13 protein-coding genes are annotated in these 19,468 nt (G+C 65.1%); 7 read left to right on the plus strand and 6 right to left on the minus strand.

What is annotated here, in order from left to right; genetic code table 11:
- Positions 1-52 precede the first annotated feature (52 nt).
- Both EGD98_RS05385 and ppc read right to left on the minus strand, forming a co-directional pair.
- Entirely contained in the window at positions 53-505 is a 453-nt protein-coding gene (locus tag EGD98_RS05385) for a universal stress protein (RefSeq protein ID WP_220587323.1), read from the minus strand.
- A 74-nt stretch (positions 506-579) separates the two neighbouring features.
- The gene (ppc, locus tag EGD98_RS05390; RefSeq protein WP_220587324.1) at positions 580-3,276 is read right to left on the minus strand and encodes a phosphoenolpyruvate carboxylase; all 2,697 of its coding nucleotides are present in this window, start codon (positions 3,274-3,276) and stop codon (positions 580-582) included.
- Positions 3,277-3,487: 211 nt separating this feature from the next.
- On the opposite strand from ppc, the gene EGD98_RS05395 reads away from it, so the two are divergent.
- Both EGD98_RS05395 and EGD98_RS05400 read left to right on the plus strand, forming a co-directional pair.
- Positions 3,488-4,288 (plus strand): alpha/beta fold hydrolase, encoded by an 801-nt coding sequence (locus EGD98_RS05395; protein ID WP_220587325.1) that lies wholly within the window; start codon positions 3,488-3,490, stop codon positions 4,286-4,288.
- On the plus strand, positions 4,281-5,834 hold the full coding sequence (locus tag EGD98_RS05400; protein WP_220587326.1) for an AMP-binding protein: 1,554 nt from the start codon (positions 4,281-4,283) through the stop codon (positions 5,832-5,834). Before EGD98_RS05395 ends, EGD98_RS05400 begins: the two co-directional genes overlap by 8 nt.
- Here EGD98_RS05400 and gghA read toward each other — a convergent pair.
- From gghA to EGD98_RS05415, 3 genes are all read right to left on the minus strand, one after another.
- The gene (gene gghA / locus EGD98_RS05405; protein ID WP_220587327.1) at positions 5,831-8,212 is read right to left on the minus strand and encodes a glucosylglycerol hydrolase; all 2,382 of its coding nucleotides are present in this window, start codon (positions 8,210-8,212) and stop codon (positions 5,831-5,833) included. The two genes, EGD98_RS05400 and gghA, sit on opposite strands and share 4 nt — an antisense overlap.
- Before the next feature lie 217 nt (positions 8,213-8,429).
- A complete protein-coding gene (locus EGD98_RS05410; RefSeq protein ID WP_220587328.1) occupies positions 8,430-9,680 on the minus strand; it encodes a mandelate racemase/muconate lactonizing enzyme family protein in 1,251 nt (416 codons plus the stop codon).
- A 61-nt stretch (positions 9,681-9,741) separates the two neighbouring features.
- Positions 9,742-11,490, minus strand: a complete 1,749-nt coding sequence (locus tag EGD98_RS05415; protein WP_220587329.1) for a histidine kinase N-terminal 7TM domain-containing protein — start codon at positions 11,488-11,490, stop codon at positions 9,742-9,744.
- A gap of 175 nt (positions 11,491-11,665) precedes the next feature.
- Between EGD98_RS05415 and EGD98_RS05420 the strand changes: the two genes are divergently transcribed.
- Entirely contained in the window at positions 11,666-12,634 is a 969-nt protein-coding gene (locus EGD98_RS05420; protein ID WP_220587330.1) for a sugar phosphate isomerase/epimerase family protein, read from the plus strand.
- A gap of 181 nt (positions 12,635-12,815) precedes the next feature.
- A complete protein-coding gene (locus tag EGD98_RS05425; protein ID WP_220587331.1) occupies positions 12,816-13,925 on the plus strand; it encodes a Gfo/Idh/MocA family protein in 1,110 nt (369 codons plus the stop codon).
- 203 nt (positions 13,926-14,128) lie between these two features.
- Here the strand turns inward: EGD98_RS05425 and EGD98_RS05430 are convergent, their stop codons facing one another.
- The gene (locus EGD98_RS05430) at positions 14,129-14,734 is read right to left on the minus strand and encodes a hypothetical protein (protein WP_220587332.1); all 606 of its coding nucleotides are present in this window, start codon (positions 14,732-14,734) and stop codon (positions 14,129-14,131) included.
- Between the two features lie 184 nt (positions 14,735-14,918).
- Here EGD98_RS05430 and EGD98_RS05435 point away from each other — a divergent pair, with 184 nt between their 5' ends.
- From EGD98_RS05435 to EGD98_RS05445, 3 genes are all read left to right on the plus strand, one after another.
- Positions 14,919-16,001: a M24 family metallopeptidase gene (locus EGD98_RS05435; RefSeq protein WP_220587333.1), complete on the plus strand. Its 1,083-nt coding sequence runs from the start codon at positions 14,919-14,921 to the stop codon at positions 15,999-16,001.
- An 89-nt stretch (positions 16,002-16,090) separates the two neighbouring features.
- On the plus strand, positions 16,091-17,749 hold the full coding sequence (locus EGD98_RS05440) for a glycoside hydrolase family 13 protein (protein ID WP_220587334.1): 1,659 nt from the start codon (positions 16,091-16,093) through the stop codon (positions 17,747-17,749).
- Positions 17,746-19,461, plus strand: a complete 1,716-nt coding sequence (locus EGD98_RS05445; RefSeq protein WP_220587335.1) for a glycoside hydrolase family 13 protein — start codon at positions 17,746-17,748, stop codon at positions 19,459-19,461. Before EGD98_RS05440 ends, EGD98_RS05445 begins: the two co-directional genes overlap by 4 nt.
- Positions 19,462-19,468 lie beyond the last annotated feature (7 nt).

A 19,468-nucleotide genomic window follows, 5' to 3' on the forward strand; every position in this document is an offset into this window, starting at 1 on the left:
ACACAGCTTGGTGTCGCGTGGGCGACACCTGGGGTCTTGGTGGCCCGGCGACCTACTCGTCGCCGCGGACGAAGGTCACGGGACAGGGGGCACTCAGCATGACCTCCTGGGCGGTCGAGCCGAAGACGGCCTTGCCGGTCGGCGAGCGCTTGCGGCCGCCGACGACTATGAGGTCGGCCTGTGTCATCCCGGCGAGCGCGACGATTTCGACGCCGTGTTCGCCGACGGCCCCGCGGACGCTCGTCGGGATATCGGCCTCGGTGAGCCGCTGGCGCAGCTCCCGGACCGTCGCGTGACGGTCGGCCACCTCGTCGGGTTCGGCCTGGGCGACCGCCTCGAACTCCAGTCGTTCGACGGCCGTCTCGTACTCGTCGTCGGTGAAGACGTGTGCGACGACGACATCGGCCCCGGCCGGGCCGGCGATGTCGATGACGGTACTCACCAGTTCGTCGATGCGGTTCGCGTCGTTGGGCCCGACCGCGAGAAGGACCGTGTCGAGTGCCATATCAGGTATGCTACCTACCGGAGCCTAAATCCTTCGGTAAAAACAACAGCCGTTGTAAAGAATTCAGGCGGCGACTATCCGGTGTTCTTCATCCCGGCCGCGATACCCTGCACCGTCAGACGCAGCGTCCGCTTCTCGGTCTCCGTGAGGTGTGACTGGGCGAGCAGCCGGACCTGCAGCAGGTTCAGCGGGTCGACGTAGGGGTTTCGGCGTTCGAGGTTCTCCTCTAGCCACTCCCGCGAGAGGAGACCGTCGCGCTGGGTGATATCGAGGACGAGGTCGACTGTCTCGTCGTACTCTGCTTTGAGTCGTGGGAAGATGCGCCCTCGCAGGTCGTCGTCGGCGAGGTCGGCGTACTCCTCGGCGATGTCGAAATCGGTCCGGGCGAGCGCGAGGGAGGCGTTGTCGACTTTCGTCCGGAAGAACGGCCACTCCTCGTACATCTCCTGGAGCGTCTCGATATCGCCGCCGTCCTCCAGATAGGCGTTCAGCCCGGTGGCGATGGAGTACCAGCCGGGGATGATACAGCGGGCCTGGGTCCAGGAGAACACCCACGGGATGGCCCGGAGGTCGTCGACGCTGCGGTCCTCGCTTCGGGAGGCCGGCCGCGAGCCCATGTTGAGGTTCTCGATGACTGTGATGGGCGTGGCCTGCTCGAAGTAGTCCACGAAGCCGTCGGTCTGGAGGAGGTCCTGGTACTCTTCGCGGGCAGCGGGTGCCGACTTCTCCATGGCTTCCCGCCACTCTTCGGGAATCTCTTCGACGGGGTCCTCCATGGCGTTGTGGCGGGCCCGTACCTGGGCGTTGAGCATCTGTTCGAGGTTGCGCTCGGCGATGTCGTGGTTGGCGTACTTCTCGGCGATGGCCTCGCCCTGCTCGGTGAACTTGATCTGGCCGGTGACCGTCTCGTTTGGCAGGGCCAGCATCGCGTCGTTCATCGGGCCGCCGCCACGGGAGATGGAGCCGCCGCGGCCGTGGAACAGGCGCATCTCGACGTCGAAGTCGGAGGTGATGTCGGCCAGGCGCTTCTGGTTGTTGTACAGCGACCAGTTCGCGGCCAGGAACCCGTTCTCCTTGTTGGAGTCCGAGTAGCCGAGCATTATCTCCTGGACGCCGTTGCGGGCCTCCAGGGCCATCTCGTAGGCCTCGTTCTCGAACAGCGTCCCCATGATGCGCCGGGCGCCCGAGAGGGCGTACTCGGATTCCAGCAGCGGGACGATGTCCAGGCCACAGTAGCCCGGCAGGTCGACGATGCCGACCTGGTCGGCGAGGAAGAGTACTTCAAGCACGTGGCTTGGCTCCTCACACCAGGAGATGGCGTAGGTGTCGATGGCGTCGACGCCGAACTCGTTTTGCCAGTCGGCGGTCTTGCGGAACCGACGGAGCACACGTGCCGCGTCGTCGGAGAGCCCAGTCGTGTCCTCCATGTCGATGACCGGACCCTCCTGGGTGATGGCCTCGGTGAGGAACTCGGCGCGTTCGTCCTCGTCCATCCCGGCGTAGTCGATTCCCTGTCGGTCCACCGCCTCGGCGATGGCGTCCGTGTGCATCTTGCGGTGGTCCCGGAGGTCGAGACTCGCCAGCGCGAAGCCGAAGGTGTCGACCTTCCGAATCAGTGGGTCGACGTGGGACTCGGCGACCACTTCGGCGTTGTTGTCCCGGAGACTCTTCGCGATGGAGCGAAGGTCCTTCAGCAGGTCGGCGGGGCTGTCGTAGCCACCCTGGCGAACGTCACTGACTCGCAGAACCGACTCGCGCATCAGCTTGAGCTTCTGTCGGTAGGGCTCGTCGGGGTACCGCTCTTCGGCCTCGCTCGCGACACCGGGGAGGCGCTCCTTGTGCTCGGAGAGGCGCTCGTCGAAGGTGTCGTCGGTCGTGATGTTCGAGGCGTCCTGAGAGAGCACGCCGGAGAGCTCTTTCAGCTTGTTGCGGTACAGCGGCAGGATGGTGTCGCGCTGGCGCTCCAGGGTCTCCTCGGTGACCTCCGGGGTGACGAAGGGGTTGCCGTCGCGGTCCGAGCCGGCCCACGAGCGGAACTCGTAGAGTTTGGGGACGTCGACGTCCTCGTCGTAGCGGTCGTCGATGGCGTTTTGCAGAGCGTCGTAGACCTCGTCGATGACCTCGAAGAGGACGTTCTCGAGGTACCACTGGACGTTCAGCGCCTCGTCGGTCACTTCGGGGCGCCGTTCACGGACCTGCGGGGTCTGCCAGAGACTCGTCACCTCGGAGGCCAGGTCGCGCTCGACGCGGGCCTCCTCGCGGTCGGTGAGGCGCCGTTCGTCGAGCATCTCCAGGTCCTGGGCGACCGACCGGAGCTTCGCCTTGACAGTCTTGCGGCGGGCTTCTGTCGGGTGGGCGGTGAAGGTCGGCTGGATGAGCACGTCGTTGAGGACCGACTCCAGTTCCTCGGCGTCGGCGCCGCGGTCGGCGAGTTCGTGGACTGCTTCCTCGACGCTGTCTGCGAGAATCCCCTCCTGGCTCCCCTCGCGAGTCTCCCGGACTCGCTCGCGCTCCTCGGCGAGGTTGATGAGTTCGAAGTAGGTCGTGAAGGCCCGGGCGACGATGTCCTGCATCTCGGGGTTGAGACGATCGAGGGTGCGACCGACCTCTTCCCGGGTCTCGGCGTCGCCACGCCGGTACTCGATAGAAGACACCCGTGTGCGCTCGACGATTTCGAACGCTTCGGTCGACGATTGCGCTTCGAGAACGTCGCCCAAGAGCTCACCAAGCTCCCGCACGTCTTGGTTTATCTCTCTGGCGTGCAAAGTCATACCAGTCTCTCCAAATCCGATACCTAAAACATTATTGAATCCGGGAGGTTCTGCGTCGCTGTTCCCCGTGTTCGTTCGTGATAGAACCTATTCTGAAACTATGTGCAGAGTTGAATTTTCAGCCGCGGGAGAGTTTGTGACACACTACCCATATCGGCCGGCCAGCGCGCGCCGACACACATTGAAACGGGCCGGTCACGTAGTCGGGCCCATGCCGACTGCGACCAACGACGGCGTCCGCCTGTCGTACGACCGCGACGGGCCGCCCGAGGCCGAGACAGTCGTGTTCGTAGAGGGCCTGGGCTACGGCCGCTGGATGTGGCGCTGGCAACGGCGGGCGCTCTCTGAGTACGACACCATCCGCTGGGACAACCGCGGCACCGGCGACTCCGGGACGCCTGAGGGTCCCTACACCATCGGCCAGATGGCGGAGGACCTCGCAGCCGTCATGGACGACGCCGGCGTCGAATCCGCCCACGTCGTCGGAGCCAGCATGGGCGGGATGATAGCCCAGCAGTTCACAGTAGACTACGGGCGGGCGGACTCACTGACGCTGCTGTGTACGACGCCGGGCGGCCCGGAGGCCGTCCCGACGCCAGCGGAGACACAGGAGCGTATTTTCGACGTCCCCGAGGCGTACGACGAACGCGAGCGGCGGCGCTACAAGATGGCCCCCGCGATGACCGAGTCGTTCATGCGGGACAACGACGACCTCATCGAGCGAATCATCGACTGGCGAATCGAGAGCGACGCGAGCGACCGGGCGCTTTCCTGGCAGGCCAGGGCTGTCGAGAGCTTCGACCTCCACGACCGCCTCGGCGAGATAGGCGTGCCGGCGCTCGTGGTTCACGGGACGGCAGACCGGGTCGTCCCGGTCCAGAACGGCCGCTTGCTCGCCGACGGGCTGGGAGACGTCGAGTACCACGAACTCGACGGCGCGCCCCACCTCTGCTTCATCGAACGCGCAGACGCGGTCAACGATGCGCTCCGGGGGTTCCTCGCCGATGTCTGAGTTTACCGACGGCCCCCAGGCCTGGGTCGGCGCCTGGAGCGAGAAGCGAGCAGCACTGACGCCGGACCGGGTGGGACTGGTCGACGCGACCACCGGCCAGCGGTACACGTACGCGGCGCTGGACCGCCGAGCGAACCGGGCGAGTCGCCTCCTCCGGAGCCACGGTGTGGAGCGCGGCGACCGGGTCGCCGTGGTCTCGCGCAACCGTCCGGAAGTGGTCGACCTGTTCCTGGCGACGGCCAAGACGGGGAGCGTCCTCGCACCGCTCTCGCACCGTCTCGCACCGCCCGAACTCGCCGAGCTCCTCGGCCGGGTCGACCCGACCCTCATGGTCGTCGAGACGCCGTTTCTGGAGGAGACACGAGCGGCGCTGGCCGACGTGGAGACCGCGCCGACAGTCATGGCCGTCGAGACCGACGGCGACGAGACCGTCATCGCCGATGCCCCCACGTACACCGATGAACTGCCCGACTACGACGGTGCCGTCGAGACACCGACGCTCGCACCCGACGACACGCATCTGCTCTTGCACACGGGCGGCTCCACCGGGACGCCCAAAGAGACGGTTCTCAGCCACCGGACGCTCGTCTGGAACTCGCTGAACACCATCGCCTCGTGGGGGCTCCGTGACGACGACGTGACGCCGCTGACCTTCCCGATGTTCCACACCGGCGGCTGGAACGTCGTCACCCTCCCCGTCTGGCACATGGGCGGCACCGTCGTGCTGGCCCGTGAGTTCGACCCCGGGCAGTTACTCGCGACTGTCGAACGTGCGGGTGCGACGGTGCTGGTCGCGGTCCCCGCAGTCTTGCGGATGCTCACCGACCACGACGACTGGGACGAAACCACGCTCTCGACGCTGCGAGTCGTCAAGTCCGGCGGTGGCCCCTGCCGCCAGTCCGTCATGGAGTCGTGGTGGGCTCGCGGCATCGACCTCACGCAGGGGTACGGGCTCACGGAGTGTGGCCCGAACAACTTCGCGATGCCCGACGGCTGGCCACGCGAGAAAGCCGAGACGGTGGGCAAGCCCGCGATGCACGTCGACGCCCGCGTCGTGGACGGCGGCGACCCTGTCGAACCGGGCGCCGTGGGCGAACTCCAGTTGCGTTCGCCACACGCCGCGTCGAGATATCTCGCGAACGACGCCGAGAGCGAATCGACCTTCGGGGGCGGCTGGGTGTCTACGGGCGACCTCGCGAGCGTCGACGCCGAGGGCTACTACCGAATCGAGGGCCGCAAGAAGGATATGTTCGTCAGCGGGGGCGAGAACGTCTACCCGAGCGAGGTCGAGTCGGTGCTCTCGGCCCACGAGGGCATCCACGAGGTCGTGGTCGTCCCCGTCGTCGACGACCAGTGGGGTGAGGTCGGCAGGGCCGTCGTCGAGGGCGACGAGTCGTTGACGCTCGCCGATATCGAGACGTTCTGTGAGGGCAAGCTCGCGCGGTACAAGATTCCGAACGACGTCGCGTTCGTCGACGAGATGCCCACCGCAGGGCCGGAGAAAATCGACCGGCAGGCCGTCGCCGAGCGGTTCGGCGAGGGCTAATCCAGCGACCGGGTAAACAGCGCGACGTCGCTATCGGCCAGTTCGAGCGGCTCGTCGGCCCCGTCGACGTCGAGGCCGGGCGAGGAGAGGGCGAGCTCCCAGCCGTCGTCGGTCACGTCTGTGAGTTCGGTCGGTCGGACGGTCTCGGCGACCCCCTCCATGTTGGCGACGAACAGCAGTGCCTCGCTGTCGTCGGGGGCCCGCCGGTGGCCGTAGTAGATGACCGTGCCGTCCGTCGGATAGACGTAGTCGAGGGTATCGTCCTCCCCCAGGTCGCCCACCACCCAGTCGTGGTCGTGGCGAAACTGCCGGACAGCGAGGTCGAAGGCGGTGCGCTCGTCGTCCTGCTGGCCGTGCCAGTGAGCGAGGTTCGCGAACTCGCCCACGTCGCGCATCCAGTCCCGGCCGAGCTGCTCGAGCTCGGTGACGGTGAGTTCGTCACCGATGGGTGTCCCCATGGTGTTCAGCAACGTCGCAATCTCGTCCTTCTCGTAGTCGGTCATCTCGACGGCCCGGGCCAGGAGACCGAGGAACTCGCTCAGCTCCTCGCGGCTCCCGAAGCCCCACTCTTTGAGTCGCTGGAAGTGCTCGTCGTCGTCGAAATCCTCCGGTCGAATCTGCCAGGCCGGGAAGTGCTCCTCCTCGGCGAGCACTTTCAGATTCCAGACCGCGTCGGTGTCACGCATGAAGCCCCACGGCGCACGCATGTTGGCGTGGGTGAAGTCCATGGGACAGCCCGGCAGGAACCCGTGAAAGAGGACGGTCGAGGCCGGGTTGTTGTACGCGCGGTCGAGCTTCTCCGGCTCGCTAACACCGAGATAGCGGTTTATCTGGGGCTGGCTGAAGGGCGGCTCCGGTTCGAGCTGGGTGCCCCGCCGGATGGTGTCGTGGTTGGCGACGCCCGAAATCCAGTTTTCGCCCATGTCGGCGACCTCCCGGACTCGCCACCACTTGGTCGCCCAGAACGTCTGGAGGGCGGGCGTGTTGTGGGCGAAGGTGACCGGTCCCCACTGGTAGGCGTGGGGGTGCTGGTCGATGAGCGTCCGGTAGGTGGAGGCCAGTTCCCAGTCAGACCGTGGCCAGGGACGGCCGTCCTCGAAAATCATCCACGGGCGGTACTCGACCCCGGCGACCTCCTGGGTGACGCGGTCCATCTCCGCCAGATACTCGTCGTCGTGCCACTCTTCCTCCGTTTCGGGGTCCCAGTTGGTGAAGTCCTGGGCGCCGTCGACACGGATGCCGTCGGCACCGAAGTCCATCTTCCGACGCTGGAGTTCCAGTAGCCCCGCCCGGACGACCGGCTGGGTGTAGTCCAGCTCCTGGCCGTACATTCCGGGGCCGGCGAGCCACTCGTCGTTCAGCAGCGGCAGGGCGCCGTTGTCGGCGTGGCCCAGCGCGATGTCGAAGACGACTTTCATCGGCTCGGGCAGTGTGTGCATGGTCGCGATGAAATCCACCAGTTCGTCCGGCCGCCTCGTCTCCAGGATAGCCGGATTCACGGTCCCGAACCCCGAGATGACGATGTCGTACCCCCAGTTGACCATGTCGGGGCGGCGGACCGTCGCCAGGAGGCTGTCCGCGCTCTCCGTCTGGGGAAGCCAGTAGCCCAGTTCGTCCTCGTTCTGGGTGATGGGGGCCAGCGGCATCAGCTGGACCGCGTCGTAGCCGACGAAGTTCCGCTCGGCGGGGGTCAGCGACTCGCCGGCGGCCTGCTTCTCACCGATGGCCTCGAACTGCCGCGTGAGTCCCGCCAGGGTCCCCGACTCGGTCGCGGTACCGGGGTGAATCTCCAGCATGCTCGTCGCCGGCTCGAACCGGGGGAGCCCGTCGTCCTCGCTCGCGAGCGGCTCGATGCCATCCTGTTCGAGCCGCTGGAAGTAGTCGCGGTCGTCACGTTCCTCGTCCAGCCGGGCCATGTCGTATAGCTCCGGTGGGCCGTACGCGCCGAAGGGCAGCGAGTCCGCGAAGGGGTCCGTAATCGTCTCGTACTCGCCGCCGACCTCGTAGCTGAGCCGATACAGGGTCCCCAGCCGGTCACGGGTCCCCGGCCGGATTCCCTCGACAGCGGCCCACGTGAACTCGCCCTCGCGGCGCGTCTCGACGAACGCGCGGTCGAACTCGACCGTCTCCTCGTCGGCGGTCAGGTCCACGTCCTCGGTCGGCGTCAGCAGTTCCAGACTGACCGCCGACTCGGGGACCTCGTCGACGAGCTGCGGGGTCCAGAAGCCGAATTCGGCGTGGCCGTCGCGCCAGTGGGCACCGAGGCGTGTGGTCACCACCTTCGCCGCCTCGAAGCGGTCGGCGTGTGCGTCGAACACCTCCCGCTGGCGGTCGACGAGCGCCGCCGTCGCGTCTGACAACGTCCTGTAGCTGGGCATACCCTCTGTTGTGGTAGCCCGACAAAGAGGTTTTCCAATAAGATACAACAGCTGTTGCAAACAAAACTCTCCCCTCCCAGGGACCCCACAATACGACCGAGTGATTTAGCGGTCGCTCGTGGCGCCGGCGGCATCGAAAGAATCCGCAGAAACTCCTGCTCTCGGACGTTATCCTTCGTCGAATGCCGTGGAGCGAAGATTTTCGAGCCCGACGAAGCTACGCTTCGTCGAAGAGGGTGTCGCCGTCGACCATGTGTTCCTCGACGGCGTCCATGTCGAGGGTCACGCCCAGTCCCGGCTCCTCGGGAATCTCGATGTAGCCGTCCTCGATGACAGTCTCCTCGACCAGGTCGTCCCACCAGCCCAGCTCGTAGGAGTGGTACTCGACGGCCAGGGAGTTCGGCACGGCGGCGCCGACCTGTGCGCTGGCCATCGTCGCGACCGGCGAGGCGACGTTGTGCATCGCGACCGGGATGTAGTACTGGTTGGCCACGTCTGCGATTTTGCGGGTCTCGCGCATCCCGCCGACCTTCGGGAGGTCGGGCGCGACCATGTCGACGGCCTGGTTCTCGACGAGCCGTCGCTCCTCGGTCACGCGGTATCGGTTCTCGCCGACCGTGATGGGCGTCGTCGTCGACTTGGTGACCTCCTCCTGCACTTCGAGATTCTCCGGCGGGACGGGGTCTTCCAGCCACCAGACGTCGTAGTCCTCGATGGCCTCGGCCAGTCGCTTCGCGGAGCCACCGGAGAAGGTCCAGTGGCAGTCGAAGGCCACGTCGGCCTCGTCTTTGACTTCCTCCGTGACCTTCTCGACGATCTCGGCCTTGTGGCGTATCTCGCCCGAGCGGAGGTGACGGTTCGCGCGGTCTTTCTCCAGACCGCTCGGGACGTCGAGGTCGAACTTCAGCGCGTCGTAGCCCAGCTCGTCGACGACACGACGGGCTTCGGCGGCGCAGGCGTCGGCGTCGGCCTCCTCCTCGGTGTGACAGTCACAGTAGACCCGCATCTCGTCGCGGTACTTCCCGCCCAGCAGCTGGTAGGCCGGCACCTCCAGAATCTTGCCGGCGAGGTCGTGGAGCGCGATTTCGATGCCGGAGATAGCGGTGACCGTGACGCCTTCGACGGAGCCCTCGCCGGACATCTTCTGGACGAGGTGTTCGTAGAGCCGGTCGATGTCGAGCGGGTTCTCGCCGATGACGAAGGGCTTCATCCGCTCGATGAGCTCGGGGACGCCGGCGCCCCAGTAGGCCTCGCCGGTCCCGACGATACCGGCGTCGGTGTAGATGCGGACCAGCGTCCACGGGAAGTTCCCGTCGACCATCGTCGTCTGGACGTCGGTGATCTCCACGTCCCGACCGCCGCCCCGCTTGGCCGTGACCCCCATCGTCTCCGCGGACAGCTCGCGCATCGTGTACTCCGCGTTGGGGTCGTGCAGGTCGGCGTAGTCGATATCGTTCGCTTTTCCCATGCGAGTGGCTTGCCTGCCGCCTCACAAAAGTCTACAGGATAGCAGTCTACAGCCGTTGTGCTCAACGTGCTGACTGTATCTCGAACCGTGCGCCGCCGTCCTGGCTGGCCGTCACGGTCGTCTCCCAGCCGTGGACACTCGCGACCTGGTCGACTATCATCAGGCCGAGCCCCGTCCCCGCGTCGGTTCCGGAGACGCCTTCGTCGAAAAGGTCGGCTCGCTCGGACTCGGGGATACCGACGCCGTCGTCTTCGACGAAAAAGCCGTCGCCGAGTGGCCCGACCGTCACCGTCACCGGGTCGCGGTTGTGCTCGACGGCGTCGTCGGCCCCCGGCCGACTGCCCGTGGAACCGTGTTCCACGCTGTCATCGGGACACGGCGCGTCCCGATTGCCAGTCGAGCCGTGCTCGACCGAGTTGCGAAACAGATTCTCGAACAGCTGCATGAGGAGTGTCCGCTTGGCCGGGAGCGTCCACTCCCCGACGACCTCGAGCGTCGAGGCGTCGGTCTCGACGTTGCTCCAGGCTGCCTGTGCCACCGCACCGATGGACACCGGCGTCAGTTCGATATCGTCCCCACCGGTCCGGGTCAGCGTGAGCACGTCCGAGATGAGCCGTTCCATCCGATGTAGCGAGTCGTCGATATCGGAGAGATAGTCGTCATCGCGGGTCTGTCTGAACAGTTCGAGTTTGCCAGAGGCCACCGTCAGTGGGTTCCGGAGGTCGTGGCTCACGACGCTGGCGAACCGGTCGAGCTGTTCGTTCCGCTGTCGGAGCTCACGTTGCTGTTGGACCTGTTCGGTGACGTCGTTGACGAGGACGACCCGGCCGGCCAGCAGGTCACGCTGGTCGTACAGCGGGGAGATGCGGACGGTGAAGGTCCGGCCGTTCAACGTCGTCTCGAAGGTCGCGTCTGTCCTCGCGGTCGTGATGCTTTCGACGAGCGCCGCCGTCTCCGGGAACGGGTCGAGCAACGCGCTGACCGGCTCACCGGTGACCGACCGCTCGCCGACCCCGAGCAGCTGTCTCCCCTGGTCGTTGATATCGACGAGTCGGCCGTCCGTGTCGATGACGAACACCGCTGCCTGGAGCGTCTCGACGACCCTGTTGCGGGCGACTGGCGTGATATCCAGGAAGCCGACGGAGGTGATGGCATACCCCAGCGAGATACCTGTGACGGCAAAGCCCACCTGCGAGAGGTCGTACTGGACGGGGGTGAAGATGTAGAGGACGTTCCCGATCCAGGGGACGAAGATGGCAAACAGGAACGCGACGACCTGCTTCTGGTAGAGGAAATCCGACCGCACCGCGAACAGGCCGAGCATATACACCGCCACGACGAGCAAGGCGTAGGAGTACAGCGTATGCACCAGGAACCCAGCCTGGAACGTCCGCACCACGCCGTACACCGCCGTCGGGTCCAGCGCCGTCTCGGTCCACATGAGTTCGTGGTAGCCGTTCGTGAGCACGACGACGGTAGTCAGTATCGGCTGGACGGACAGGACGGCGAGCGTCCGTCGTGTGAGATACTCGCCCCGACCGGTGTACTCCAGCGTGAACGCGAACAGGCCGAAGACGCCGACGGTCACGAACACGATGACGAGTCTGAGGGAGACGAACGACCACGGCGACGCCCCGAGAAACGTCGGGAGGAGCGTAAACAGCGTCCAGAAGACGATACCGACGTTCATCACAGCCAGGTACGCGGCGCCCGGTTCCTCCCGCCGGCGCCACGCTCGCACGGCGACGCCGCCGGTCGCGATGCAGACGACGACGAGGACACCCTGATATACCAGGAGTGTCGGCTCCATACACGGTAACAACGGCCGATATATATAAATTCCCCAGCAGGCGAGGGGCTGGATTGTACCACGGCCGTCTGCGAACGGTTCGGCGCCGCCAGCCCCGGCCCGTCAGGCGGTGTCGATAGGGTAGATTACCGCCGACGCCCGTGTTTTTATCACACCACCTGTTGTAGCTCGGCACATGGATATTGGTGTGCTGACAGTCCCGCTCGGTGACCAGCCACTCGAAGACGCCCTCTCGTACCTCGACGGTATCGGCGTCGACGCCGTCGAAATCGGTTGTGGTGGCTACCCAGGGTCGGACCACCTCGACCGCGGCGAACTACTGGACGACGAGGCCGCACAGGCGGAGCTGCACGACCTGCTCGAGGACCACGGGATGCGAGTGAGCGCGCTCGCGACGCACAACAACCCGCTCCATCCCGACGACGACCGGGCCGAGACGGCCGACACCGAACTTCGGGAGGCCATCACGCTGGCCGACCAGCTCGACGTGAACACCGTCACGTGCTTCTCGGGGCTGCCCGCCGGCGGCCCGAACGACGAGGTCCCCAACTGGGTCACCGCGCCCTGGCCCCAGGAACACGCCGACGCCCACGACTACCAGTGGGACGTCGCGACGGAGTACTGGAGTGACCTGGCCGCCCACGCCGCTCACCACGGCGTCGACGTGGCCATCGAGATGCATCCCAACATGCTCGTCTACGAGCCCCACGGCATGCTGGAACTGCGCGATGCGACTAACGAGTACGTCGGCGCGAACTTCGACCCCTCGCATCTGTACTGGCAGGGCATCGACGTGCCCGCGGCCATCAGACTGCTGGGCGAACACGGTGCCATCCACCACTTCCACGCCAAGGACACCAAGGTGTACGACGACCGTGCCCGCGAGAAGGGCGTCCTCGATACGACACCGTACACCCACGAGCCCGACCGCTCGTGGCTGTTCCGCTCTATCGGCTATGGCCACGGCGAGGGCCACTGGAAGGACGTGGTCTCCACGTTGCGGATGGTCGGCTACGACGGCGCCCTCTCCATCGAGCACGAGGACTCCCTGACGAGCGCTCGGGAAGGGCTGGAGAAGGCCGTCGACGTGCTGGACCGGGCCGTCTTCGAGACGCAACCGGGCGACGCCTACTGGGCCGAATAACAATGGTCGAAGACCCACTCGACATCGGCGTGCTGGGCTACAGATTTATGCGCAACCACCTTTTTCATCGTCGGGTGTCCTCGGCCGCTTCGCGCCCTGCGGGCACCACTCCTCGAAAAACGTGGGCGAAAAAGGCCGCTCGCGAGCTTACGGCTCGCTCGCGGTACAGTGGAGGTAACCGATGACCGATACACCACTCGACATCGGCGTGCTGGGCTACAGATTTATGGGAAAGGCCCACGCGAACGCATTCGCGCGGCTCCCGATGTTCTTCGAGGACGCCCCCGAGGTGAACCGCGAGGTCATCGTCGGCCGCGACGAGGACGCGCTGGCCGACGCCGCCGAGCGGCTCGGGTTCGAACGCACCGCGACCGACTGGCGCGACGTGGTCGAGGAGGTGGACGTGTTCTACAACCTCGGGCCGAACCACGTCCACGCCGAGCCGTCTATCGCCGCCCTGGAGGCCGGAACGCCGACCTTCTGCGAGAAACCGCTCGCGCCGACACTCGACGACGCCCGGGCGATGGCCGACGCGGCGAGTGACGCCGGGGTCCCAGCCGGCGTCGCGTTCAACTATCGGTTCGTCCCGGCCATCCAGTACGCGAAGAACCTCATCGACGCGGGCGAACTCGGTGAGCTACACCACTTCCGCGGGCGCTACCTGCAGGACTGGCTCGTCGACCCCGAGGCGCCGTGGTCCTGGCGCAACGACGCCGAGATGGCCGGCAGCGGAGCGCTGGGCGACCTCGGTGCCCACACCATCGACCTCGCGCGGTTCCTCGTCGGCGACATCTCGGAGGTGTCCGGTCACCTCCGGACTTTCGTCGACGAGCGGCCTGTGGACGGGAGCGACGAAACGAAGCCGGTCACCGTCGACGACGCCTATAGCGCGCAGGTCGACTTCGAGAACGGCGTGATGGGAACCCTGGAGGCCTCCCGCTTTGCCAACGGCCGAAAGAACGACCACACCATCGAGATAGAGGGCTCGAAGGGGAGCCTGCGGTTCTCGCTGGAGCGGCTGAACGAACTGGAACTGCTGCGCGAGGACTCCCGTGGCTACGAGACGATTCTGGTCACCGACGCCGAGGACCCCTACGTCGACCACTGGTGGCCGCCGGGCCACGTCATCGGCTGGGAGCACACGTTCGTCCACGAGAACTACGAGTTCCTCTCGGCGGTCGCCGAGGGCGGAGCCTACGAGCCGAGCTTCGACGACGGGCTGGCGGTCCAGCGAGTCCTCGATGCCGTCGAGCGAAGCGACGAGCGCGGCGAGCGGGTCGTCGTGAATTAAGTAGTGACGGAGAAAACGAGATATACTTTCGTATATCGAAGTAATTGGCCCGAGTGTCCCTATCAGGCCACTGTATAATTCTCGTCACAGTTCAGTGTTCTATCCGTCTCAAACTCACGGGAACAGATACAGCTTCAGAGACCGACACCCTCCGGCGACACTGATACCGAAGGCGACTCCCCACAGAAAACGACGCTGTTTTTTCAAACTTCCGTGGCCGTTAGCTCCACTTCGACCTCAGCCGGGTTCTCTACACCGTCTGTTGGTGGTTCTGCCTCGCCTGCTGTGGAATTGTCGACCAGTAGAACAAGGTCGTCCCGGGGGCTAACCACGCTAGTCGATTCGGCGAATGTACTGTTTTCCACGCTCAGAGCACTATTGAATCCGAACCTGTTGCCTTGCTTGTATTCTTCGAGTTCGGCAGAAGTCGTGAGATAGATATCAACTGCTGGGCCACTCCTCACGATTGCCGTGAGTGATAGTTCGACTTCGGTGTTAATCGTGAACGGCCATTGATAATAACCGCTATCTGGCGCTGTCTGGGTCTCGTCAATCAGGGTCGTGACATTTCCACTACTGGACACATCGTCGGACGAACCCCCGGAACTACCTCCTGAATCACCATTTGACGAACCCCCGAGCTCGCCGCTTGATGAACCATCTAAATCAGTCGCGGGAGTACTGGTGCTGTCAGTGTCTCCGTTACTTCCTTCGCTGTTGCTGTCGGCTATCTCGTCATCTGATGAGCAACCAGCCAGAAGTACAGCGCCTGCAGCCCCAAGGATACTCCGCCGGGTTCGTCTGGTCATACTATACTCCGTAGACGAATTGTTAAATTACTATTGGATACATACCATCTACTATCACTCTATATAGGGTATCTGTATTGTGCCAGTGACATTTACTACTCATAATATAAAAAATCTGAAAAATTAACCTACTTCTATTGCTCTTATCGCGCGGTTTTAATCGGGCCCACCCCGTTGGGCCGCTATGTCACTCACCGCCCGACTCGACGCGTATCTGGAGCGACTGGACCTCGCCGCGATATGGTTCGCGCGACCGAACAGCTTCGCCTGGCTGACCGGGGGCGGCGACAACGTCGTCGACCGTGGTGGCGATATCGGTGTTGGGGCGGTGGGTTACGACGGCGACGGACTCACGGTCGTCACGGACGATATCGAGGCCCCCCGGCTTCGCGAGGAGGAACTCGCCGCCGACGTCGAGGTCGAGAGCTACGTCTGGCACGAGGACGACCTGGCGTCGGCCGTCGCCGAGGCGAGTCCGTCGCCGGCCGCCGCCGACTTCGACGTGCCTGGCTTCGAAGGCCTGGACGCGTCGGCGCTTCGACAACCCCTGACCGAGCGCCAGCAAGCGTCCTACCGGGAGCTGAGTGCTGAGGTCGCAGCGGCGGTCGAGACGGTCGCTCGGCGGGTCGACGAGTCGGCTACCGAGCGGGTCGTCGCGGCGGCACTCCAGGCGGAACTCGCTGGGGCTGGCATCGACTCGCCGGTCGTCCTCGTCGGCGGGGCCGAGCGGGCACAGCAGTACCGCCACTACACCCCGAAAGCGGAGCCGCTGGGCGAGTACGCCCTGCTCTCGGTGACCGCCGAGCGCGACGGTCTCTACACCAGCTGTACCCGCACCGTCGCGTTCGACGCGCCCGACTGGCTCCACGACCGGACCGAAGCGGCGATGCGGGTCGAAGCCACGGCGCTGGCCGCGACGCGGGCCGTGGGCCGCGACGAGGGCACTGCCGGGGACGTGTTCGGAGCTATCCGGGACGCGTACGACGCCGTCGGGTGGGAGGGCGAGTGGCGGAACCACCACCAGGGCGGCGCGGCGGGCTACGCTGGCCGGGAGTGGATAGCCACGCCCGACAGCGACGAGCGCGTCGTCCTCCCCCAGGGGTACGCCTGGAACCCGACCGTCCAGGGCGCCAAGAGCGAGGACACCCATTTAGTCACCACCGACGGCATCGAACTGCTCTCTGCAACGGGCGAGTGGCCGACCGAGCGCGTCGAGGCAGTCGGGTACGACAGCGCCGTCGAGCGACACGCCGTGCTCGAGCGATGACTGGTTCCTCTCACGGTACGAGCCATTTACAACACCCATTGTTAGTATTGAACTAGTTTTAAGTTCGGCTTCGCAGTAGCAGTACGCATATGAACGAACAGCGAGCCTGGTGGAAGGAGGCAGTCGTCTACCAGATATATCCGAAGAGTTTCGCGGACAGCGACGGCGACGGTGTCGGCGACCTCCAGGGCGTCATCGACCGACTGGACTACGTCGCCTCGCTGGGCGTCGACGTCATCTGGCTGAATCCGGTGTACGAGTCGCCACAGCACGACAACGGGTACGACATCAGTGACTACCGGGCCATCCACGAGGCCTACGGGACGATGGAAGACTGGGAGCGACTCCTCGAGGAAGTCCACGCCCAGGACATGAAACTCATCATGGACCTCGTGGTCAACCACACCTCGACCGACCACGAGTGGTTCCAGCGGTCCCGCCGCGACGAGGACGGCTACCGCGAGTACTACATCTGGCACGAGGGTGAGGAGCCACCGAACAACTGGTCGAGCGGTTTCGGCGGCTCGGCCTGGGAGTACGACGACGAGGTCGGCACACAGTATCTCCACCTGTTCGACGAGACGCAGGCGGACCTGAACTGGGACGACGAGGCCGTCCGCGAGGACGTCTACGAGATGATGAACTGGTGGCTGGAGAAGGGTATCGACGGCTTCCGCATGGACGTCATCAACATGGTCTCCAAACCTGAGGGGCTCCCCGACGGCGACCCCGACAAAGACTGGGTCGGTATCGAACAGTTCACAAACGGCCCCGACGCCGTCGAGTATCTCGGCGAGATGGCCGAGGCGACGTACGACGACTACGAGGCGATGACCGTCGGGGAGTGTGTCAACGTCGACCCGGAGACCGCGAGCGACTACGTCAGCGCCGAGGGGCCGATGGATATGCTCTTTCACTTCGAACACATGTCCGTCGACCACGGCGACCGGTGGCTCTCGCCCTCGGAGTGGGAGCTCACCGACCTCAAAGCCGTTATGTCGGAGTGGCAGACCGACCTCGACGGCTGGAACTCGCTGTATCTGACCAACCACGACCAGCCCCGCATCGTCTCGCGCTTCGGCGACGATGGCGAGTACCGCCGTGAGTCCGCCAAACTGCTGGGCACGCTCCTGTTTACGCTCTCGGGGACACCCTACGTCTACCAGGGCCAGGAACTGGGGATGACGAACTATCCGTGGTCGAGCCTGGACGAACTCGACGACCTCCAGTCCATCGGCAAGGTCGAGGCTGCCATCGAGTCCGGCGAGATAGACGAGTTCGAGGACGTGCAACAGGCCGTCCGGGACAAGTCACGGGACAACGCCCGGACGCCGATGCAGTGGGACGACGGTGAACACGCCGGCTTCACCGACGGCGAGCCCTGGCTCCCGGTCAACTCCAACTACGAGGAGATCAACGTGGCGGCCGCAGAGGCCGACCCGAATTCGGTGCTGCACTACTATCGCGACCTCGTGGAGCTGCGTACGGACCACGAAGTCCTGGTATACGGTGACTATAACCTTCTGCTTCCGGACCATGAATCGGTGTGGGCCTACCGGATGGAGCTGGACGACGACGCCGTTCTGGTGGCCCTGAACGTCGACGACACCGAGACATCGGTGACCCTCGACGACGCGGCCCGGACCGAGGAACTGCTGTGCTCGAACTACGACCCGCCGAGCGAGACGGACGCCGCGCTGACACTGCGCCCATACGAAGCGCGCGTCTACCGATTGGAGGAAGCATGACCGACACACCACAACAGACCAGCCATCCCGTCCCCCCGGATGAGCGCACGTGGTGGAAAGAGTCGGTCGTCTACCAGATATATCCGCGGAGCTTCGCCGACAGCGACGGGGACGGCATCGGTGACATCCCCGGCATCATCGAGCGGCTGGACCACGTCGCCGACCTGGGCGTCGACGTCATCTGGCTGAACCCGGTGTACGAGTCACCACAGCGGGACAACGGCTACGACATCAGCGACTACCGCTCTATCCACCACGAGTACGGGACGATGGCCGACTGGGAGGAACTGCTCGCGCAGGTCCACGAGCGGGATATGCGACTGGTGATGGACCTCGTGGTCAACCACACCTCCGTCGACCACGAGTGGTTCCAGCGGTCTCGTCGCGGTGACCCTGAATACGAGGATTACTATATCTGGCGCGAGGCCGAGGGTGAGGGGCCGCCGAACAACTGGGAGTCATTCTTCGGGGGCTCGGCCTGGTCGTACGACGAGGTACGCGAGGCATACTATCTCCATCTCTACGACGAATCCCAGCCCGACCTGAACTGGCGGAATCCGGCGGTGCGACAGGATATCTTCGATACGATGGCGTGGTGGCTGGAGAAGGATATCGACGGCTTCCGGATGGACGTCATCAATCTGCTCTCGAAGGCTCCGGGGTTGCCCGACGGTGACCCCGACAGCGAGTGGGTCGGTGCCGAACACTTTGTCGACGGTCCGCGGATACTCGACTATCTGGCGGCGATGGACGAGCAGGTCCTCTCGAACTACGACATCCTCACCGTCGGCGAGATGCCACGGCTGACCGTCGAGACAGCCCGTGAGTACGCCGGCGAGGACGGCCCGCTGGACATGGCGTTTCACTTCCAGCACACCAAACTGGACTACGACGGCGACGAGCGCTGGAGCGTCGGCGACTGGGACCTGCCGGAGCTCAAGGAGATAACCCGTCGGTGGCACGACGGGCTCGCCGACGATGGCTGGAACGCCCTCTACTGGGAGAACCACGACCAGCCCCGGGTGGTCTCTCGCTACGGCGACCCGGAGGAGTACCACCGCGAGTCGGCGACGCTGCTTGGAACCTATATCCTGACCCGCTCCGGGACGCCCTACGTCTACCAGGGCCAGGAGCTGGGCATGACGAACGCCCAGTGGGAGGACAGAGAGAGCCTGGCCGACGTCGACGCCAGACGCACGGCCCGGGAGCTGCTCGACTCCGAACAGCACGATTCCTTCGAGGACATCGCCGATATCGTCGGCTACCGGTCGCGGGACAACGCCCGGACGCCGATGCAGTGGGACGATAGCGAACACGCCGGCTTCACGGAGGGAGACCCGTGGCTCCAGGTCAACAGCAACTACGAACAGATAAACGTCGCCGCCGCCCGGGAGGGCGACTCCGTCAGGGAGTACTACCGGTCGCTCATCGACCTTCGAACCGAGTACGACGCGTTCGTCTACGGCACCTACAGCGACCTCCACCCGGACCACGAGCGCCTCGCCGCCTACACGCAGACGCTCGAACACCCCGACGGCCGCGTCAGCGAGCGGATGCTCTCGGTCCTTAACTTCTCGGATACGACAGCGTCGGTGGACCTCTCGACGACGGTCGAGAACGCCGACCTGCTACTCTCGAACTACGACCGGGACACGATTGGGCCCACCAGTGACCACGAGCCATACGAGGCCCGTATCTACCGGCTGGAGTAATCGGCGA

This window comes from Haloarcula salinisoli (genome assembly GCF_019599405.1).
GTDB classification, from domain to species: domain Archaea; phylum Halobacteriota; class Halobacteria; order Halobacteriales; family Haloarculaceae; genus Haloarcula; species Haloarcula salinisoli.

Excerpts from the sequence above, each read along its gene's own strand:
- EGD98_RS05445 (WP_220587335.1), top strand. The coding sequence starts at position 17,746 with ATGACCGACACACCACAACAGACCAGCCATCCCGTCCCCCCGGATGAG.
- EGD98_RS05430 (WP_220587332.1), bottom strand. The coding sequence starts at position 14,734 with ATGACCAGACGAACCCGGCGGAGTATCCTTGGGGCTGCAGGCGCTGTA.
- gghA (WP_220587327.1), bottom strand. The coding sequence starts at position 8,212 with ATGCCCAGCTACAGGACGTTGTCAGACGCGACGGCGGCGCTCGTCGAC.
- EGD98_RS05440 (WP_220587334.1), top strand. The coding sequence starts at position 16,091 with ATGAACGAACAGCGAGCCTGGTGGAAGGAGGCAGTCGTCTACCAGATA.
- EGD98_RS05420 (WP_220587330.1), top strand. The coding sequence starts at position 11,666 with ATGGATATTGGTGTGCTGACAGTCCCGCTCGGTGACCAGCCACTCGAA.
- ppc (WP_220587324.1), bottom strand. The coding sequence starts at position 3,276 with ATGACTTTGCACGCCAGAGAGATAAACCAAGACGTGCGGGAGCTTGGT.
- EGD98_RS05425 (WP_220587331.1), top strand. The coding sequence starts at position 12,816 with ATGACCGATACACCACTCGACATCGGCGTGCTGGGCTACAGATTTATG.
- EGD98_RS05385 (WP_220587323.1), bottom strand. The coding sequence starts at position 505 with ATGGCACTCGACACGGTCCTTCTCGCGGTCGGGCCCAACGACGCGAAC.
- EGD98_RS05410 (WP_220587328.1), bottom strand. The coding sequence starts at position 9,680 with ATGGGAAAAGCGAACGATATCGACTACGCCGACCTGCACGACCCCAAC.
- EGD98_RS05415 (WP_220587329.1), bottom strand. The coding sequence starts at position 11,490 with ATGGAGCCGACACTCCTGGTATATCAGGGTGTCCTCGTCGTCGTCTGC.
- EGD98_RS05400 (WP_220587326.1), top strand. The coding sequence starts at position 4,281 with ATGTCTGAGTTTACCGACGGCCCCCAGGCCTGGGTCGGCGCCTGGAGC.
- EGD98_RS05395 (WP_220587325.1), top strand. The coding sequence starts at position 3,488 with ATGCCGACTGCGACCAACGACGGCGTCCGCCTGTCGTACGACCGCGAC.
- EGD98_RS05435 (WP_220587333.1), top strand. The coding sequence starts at position 14,919 with ATGTCACTCACCGCCCGACTCGACGCGTATCTGGAGCGACTGGACCTC.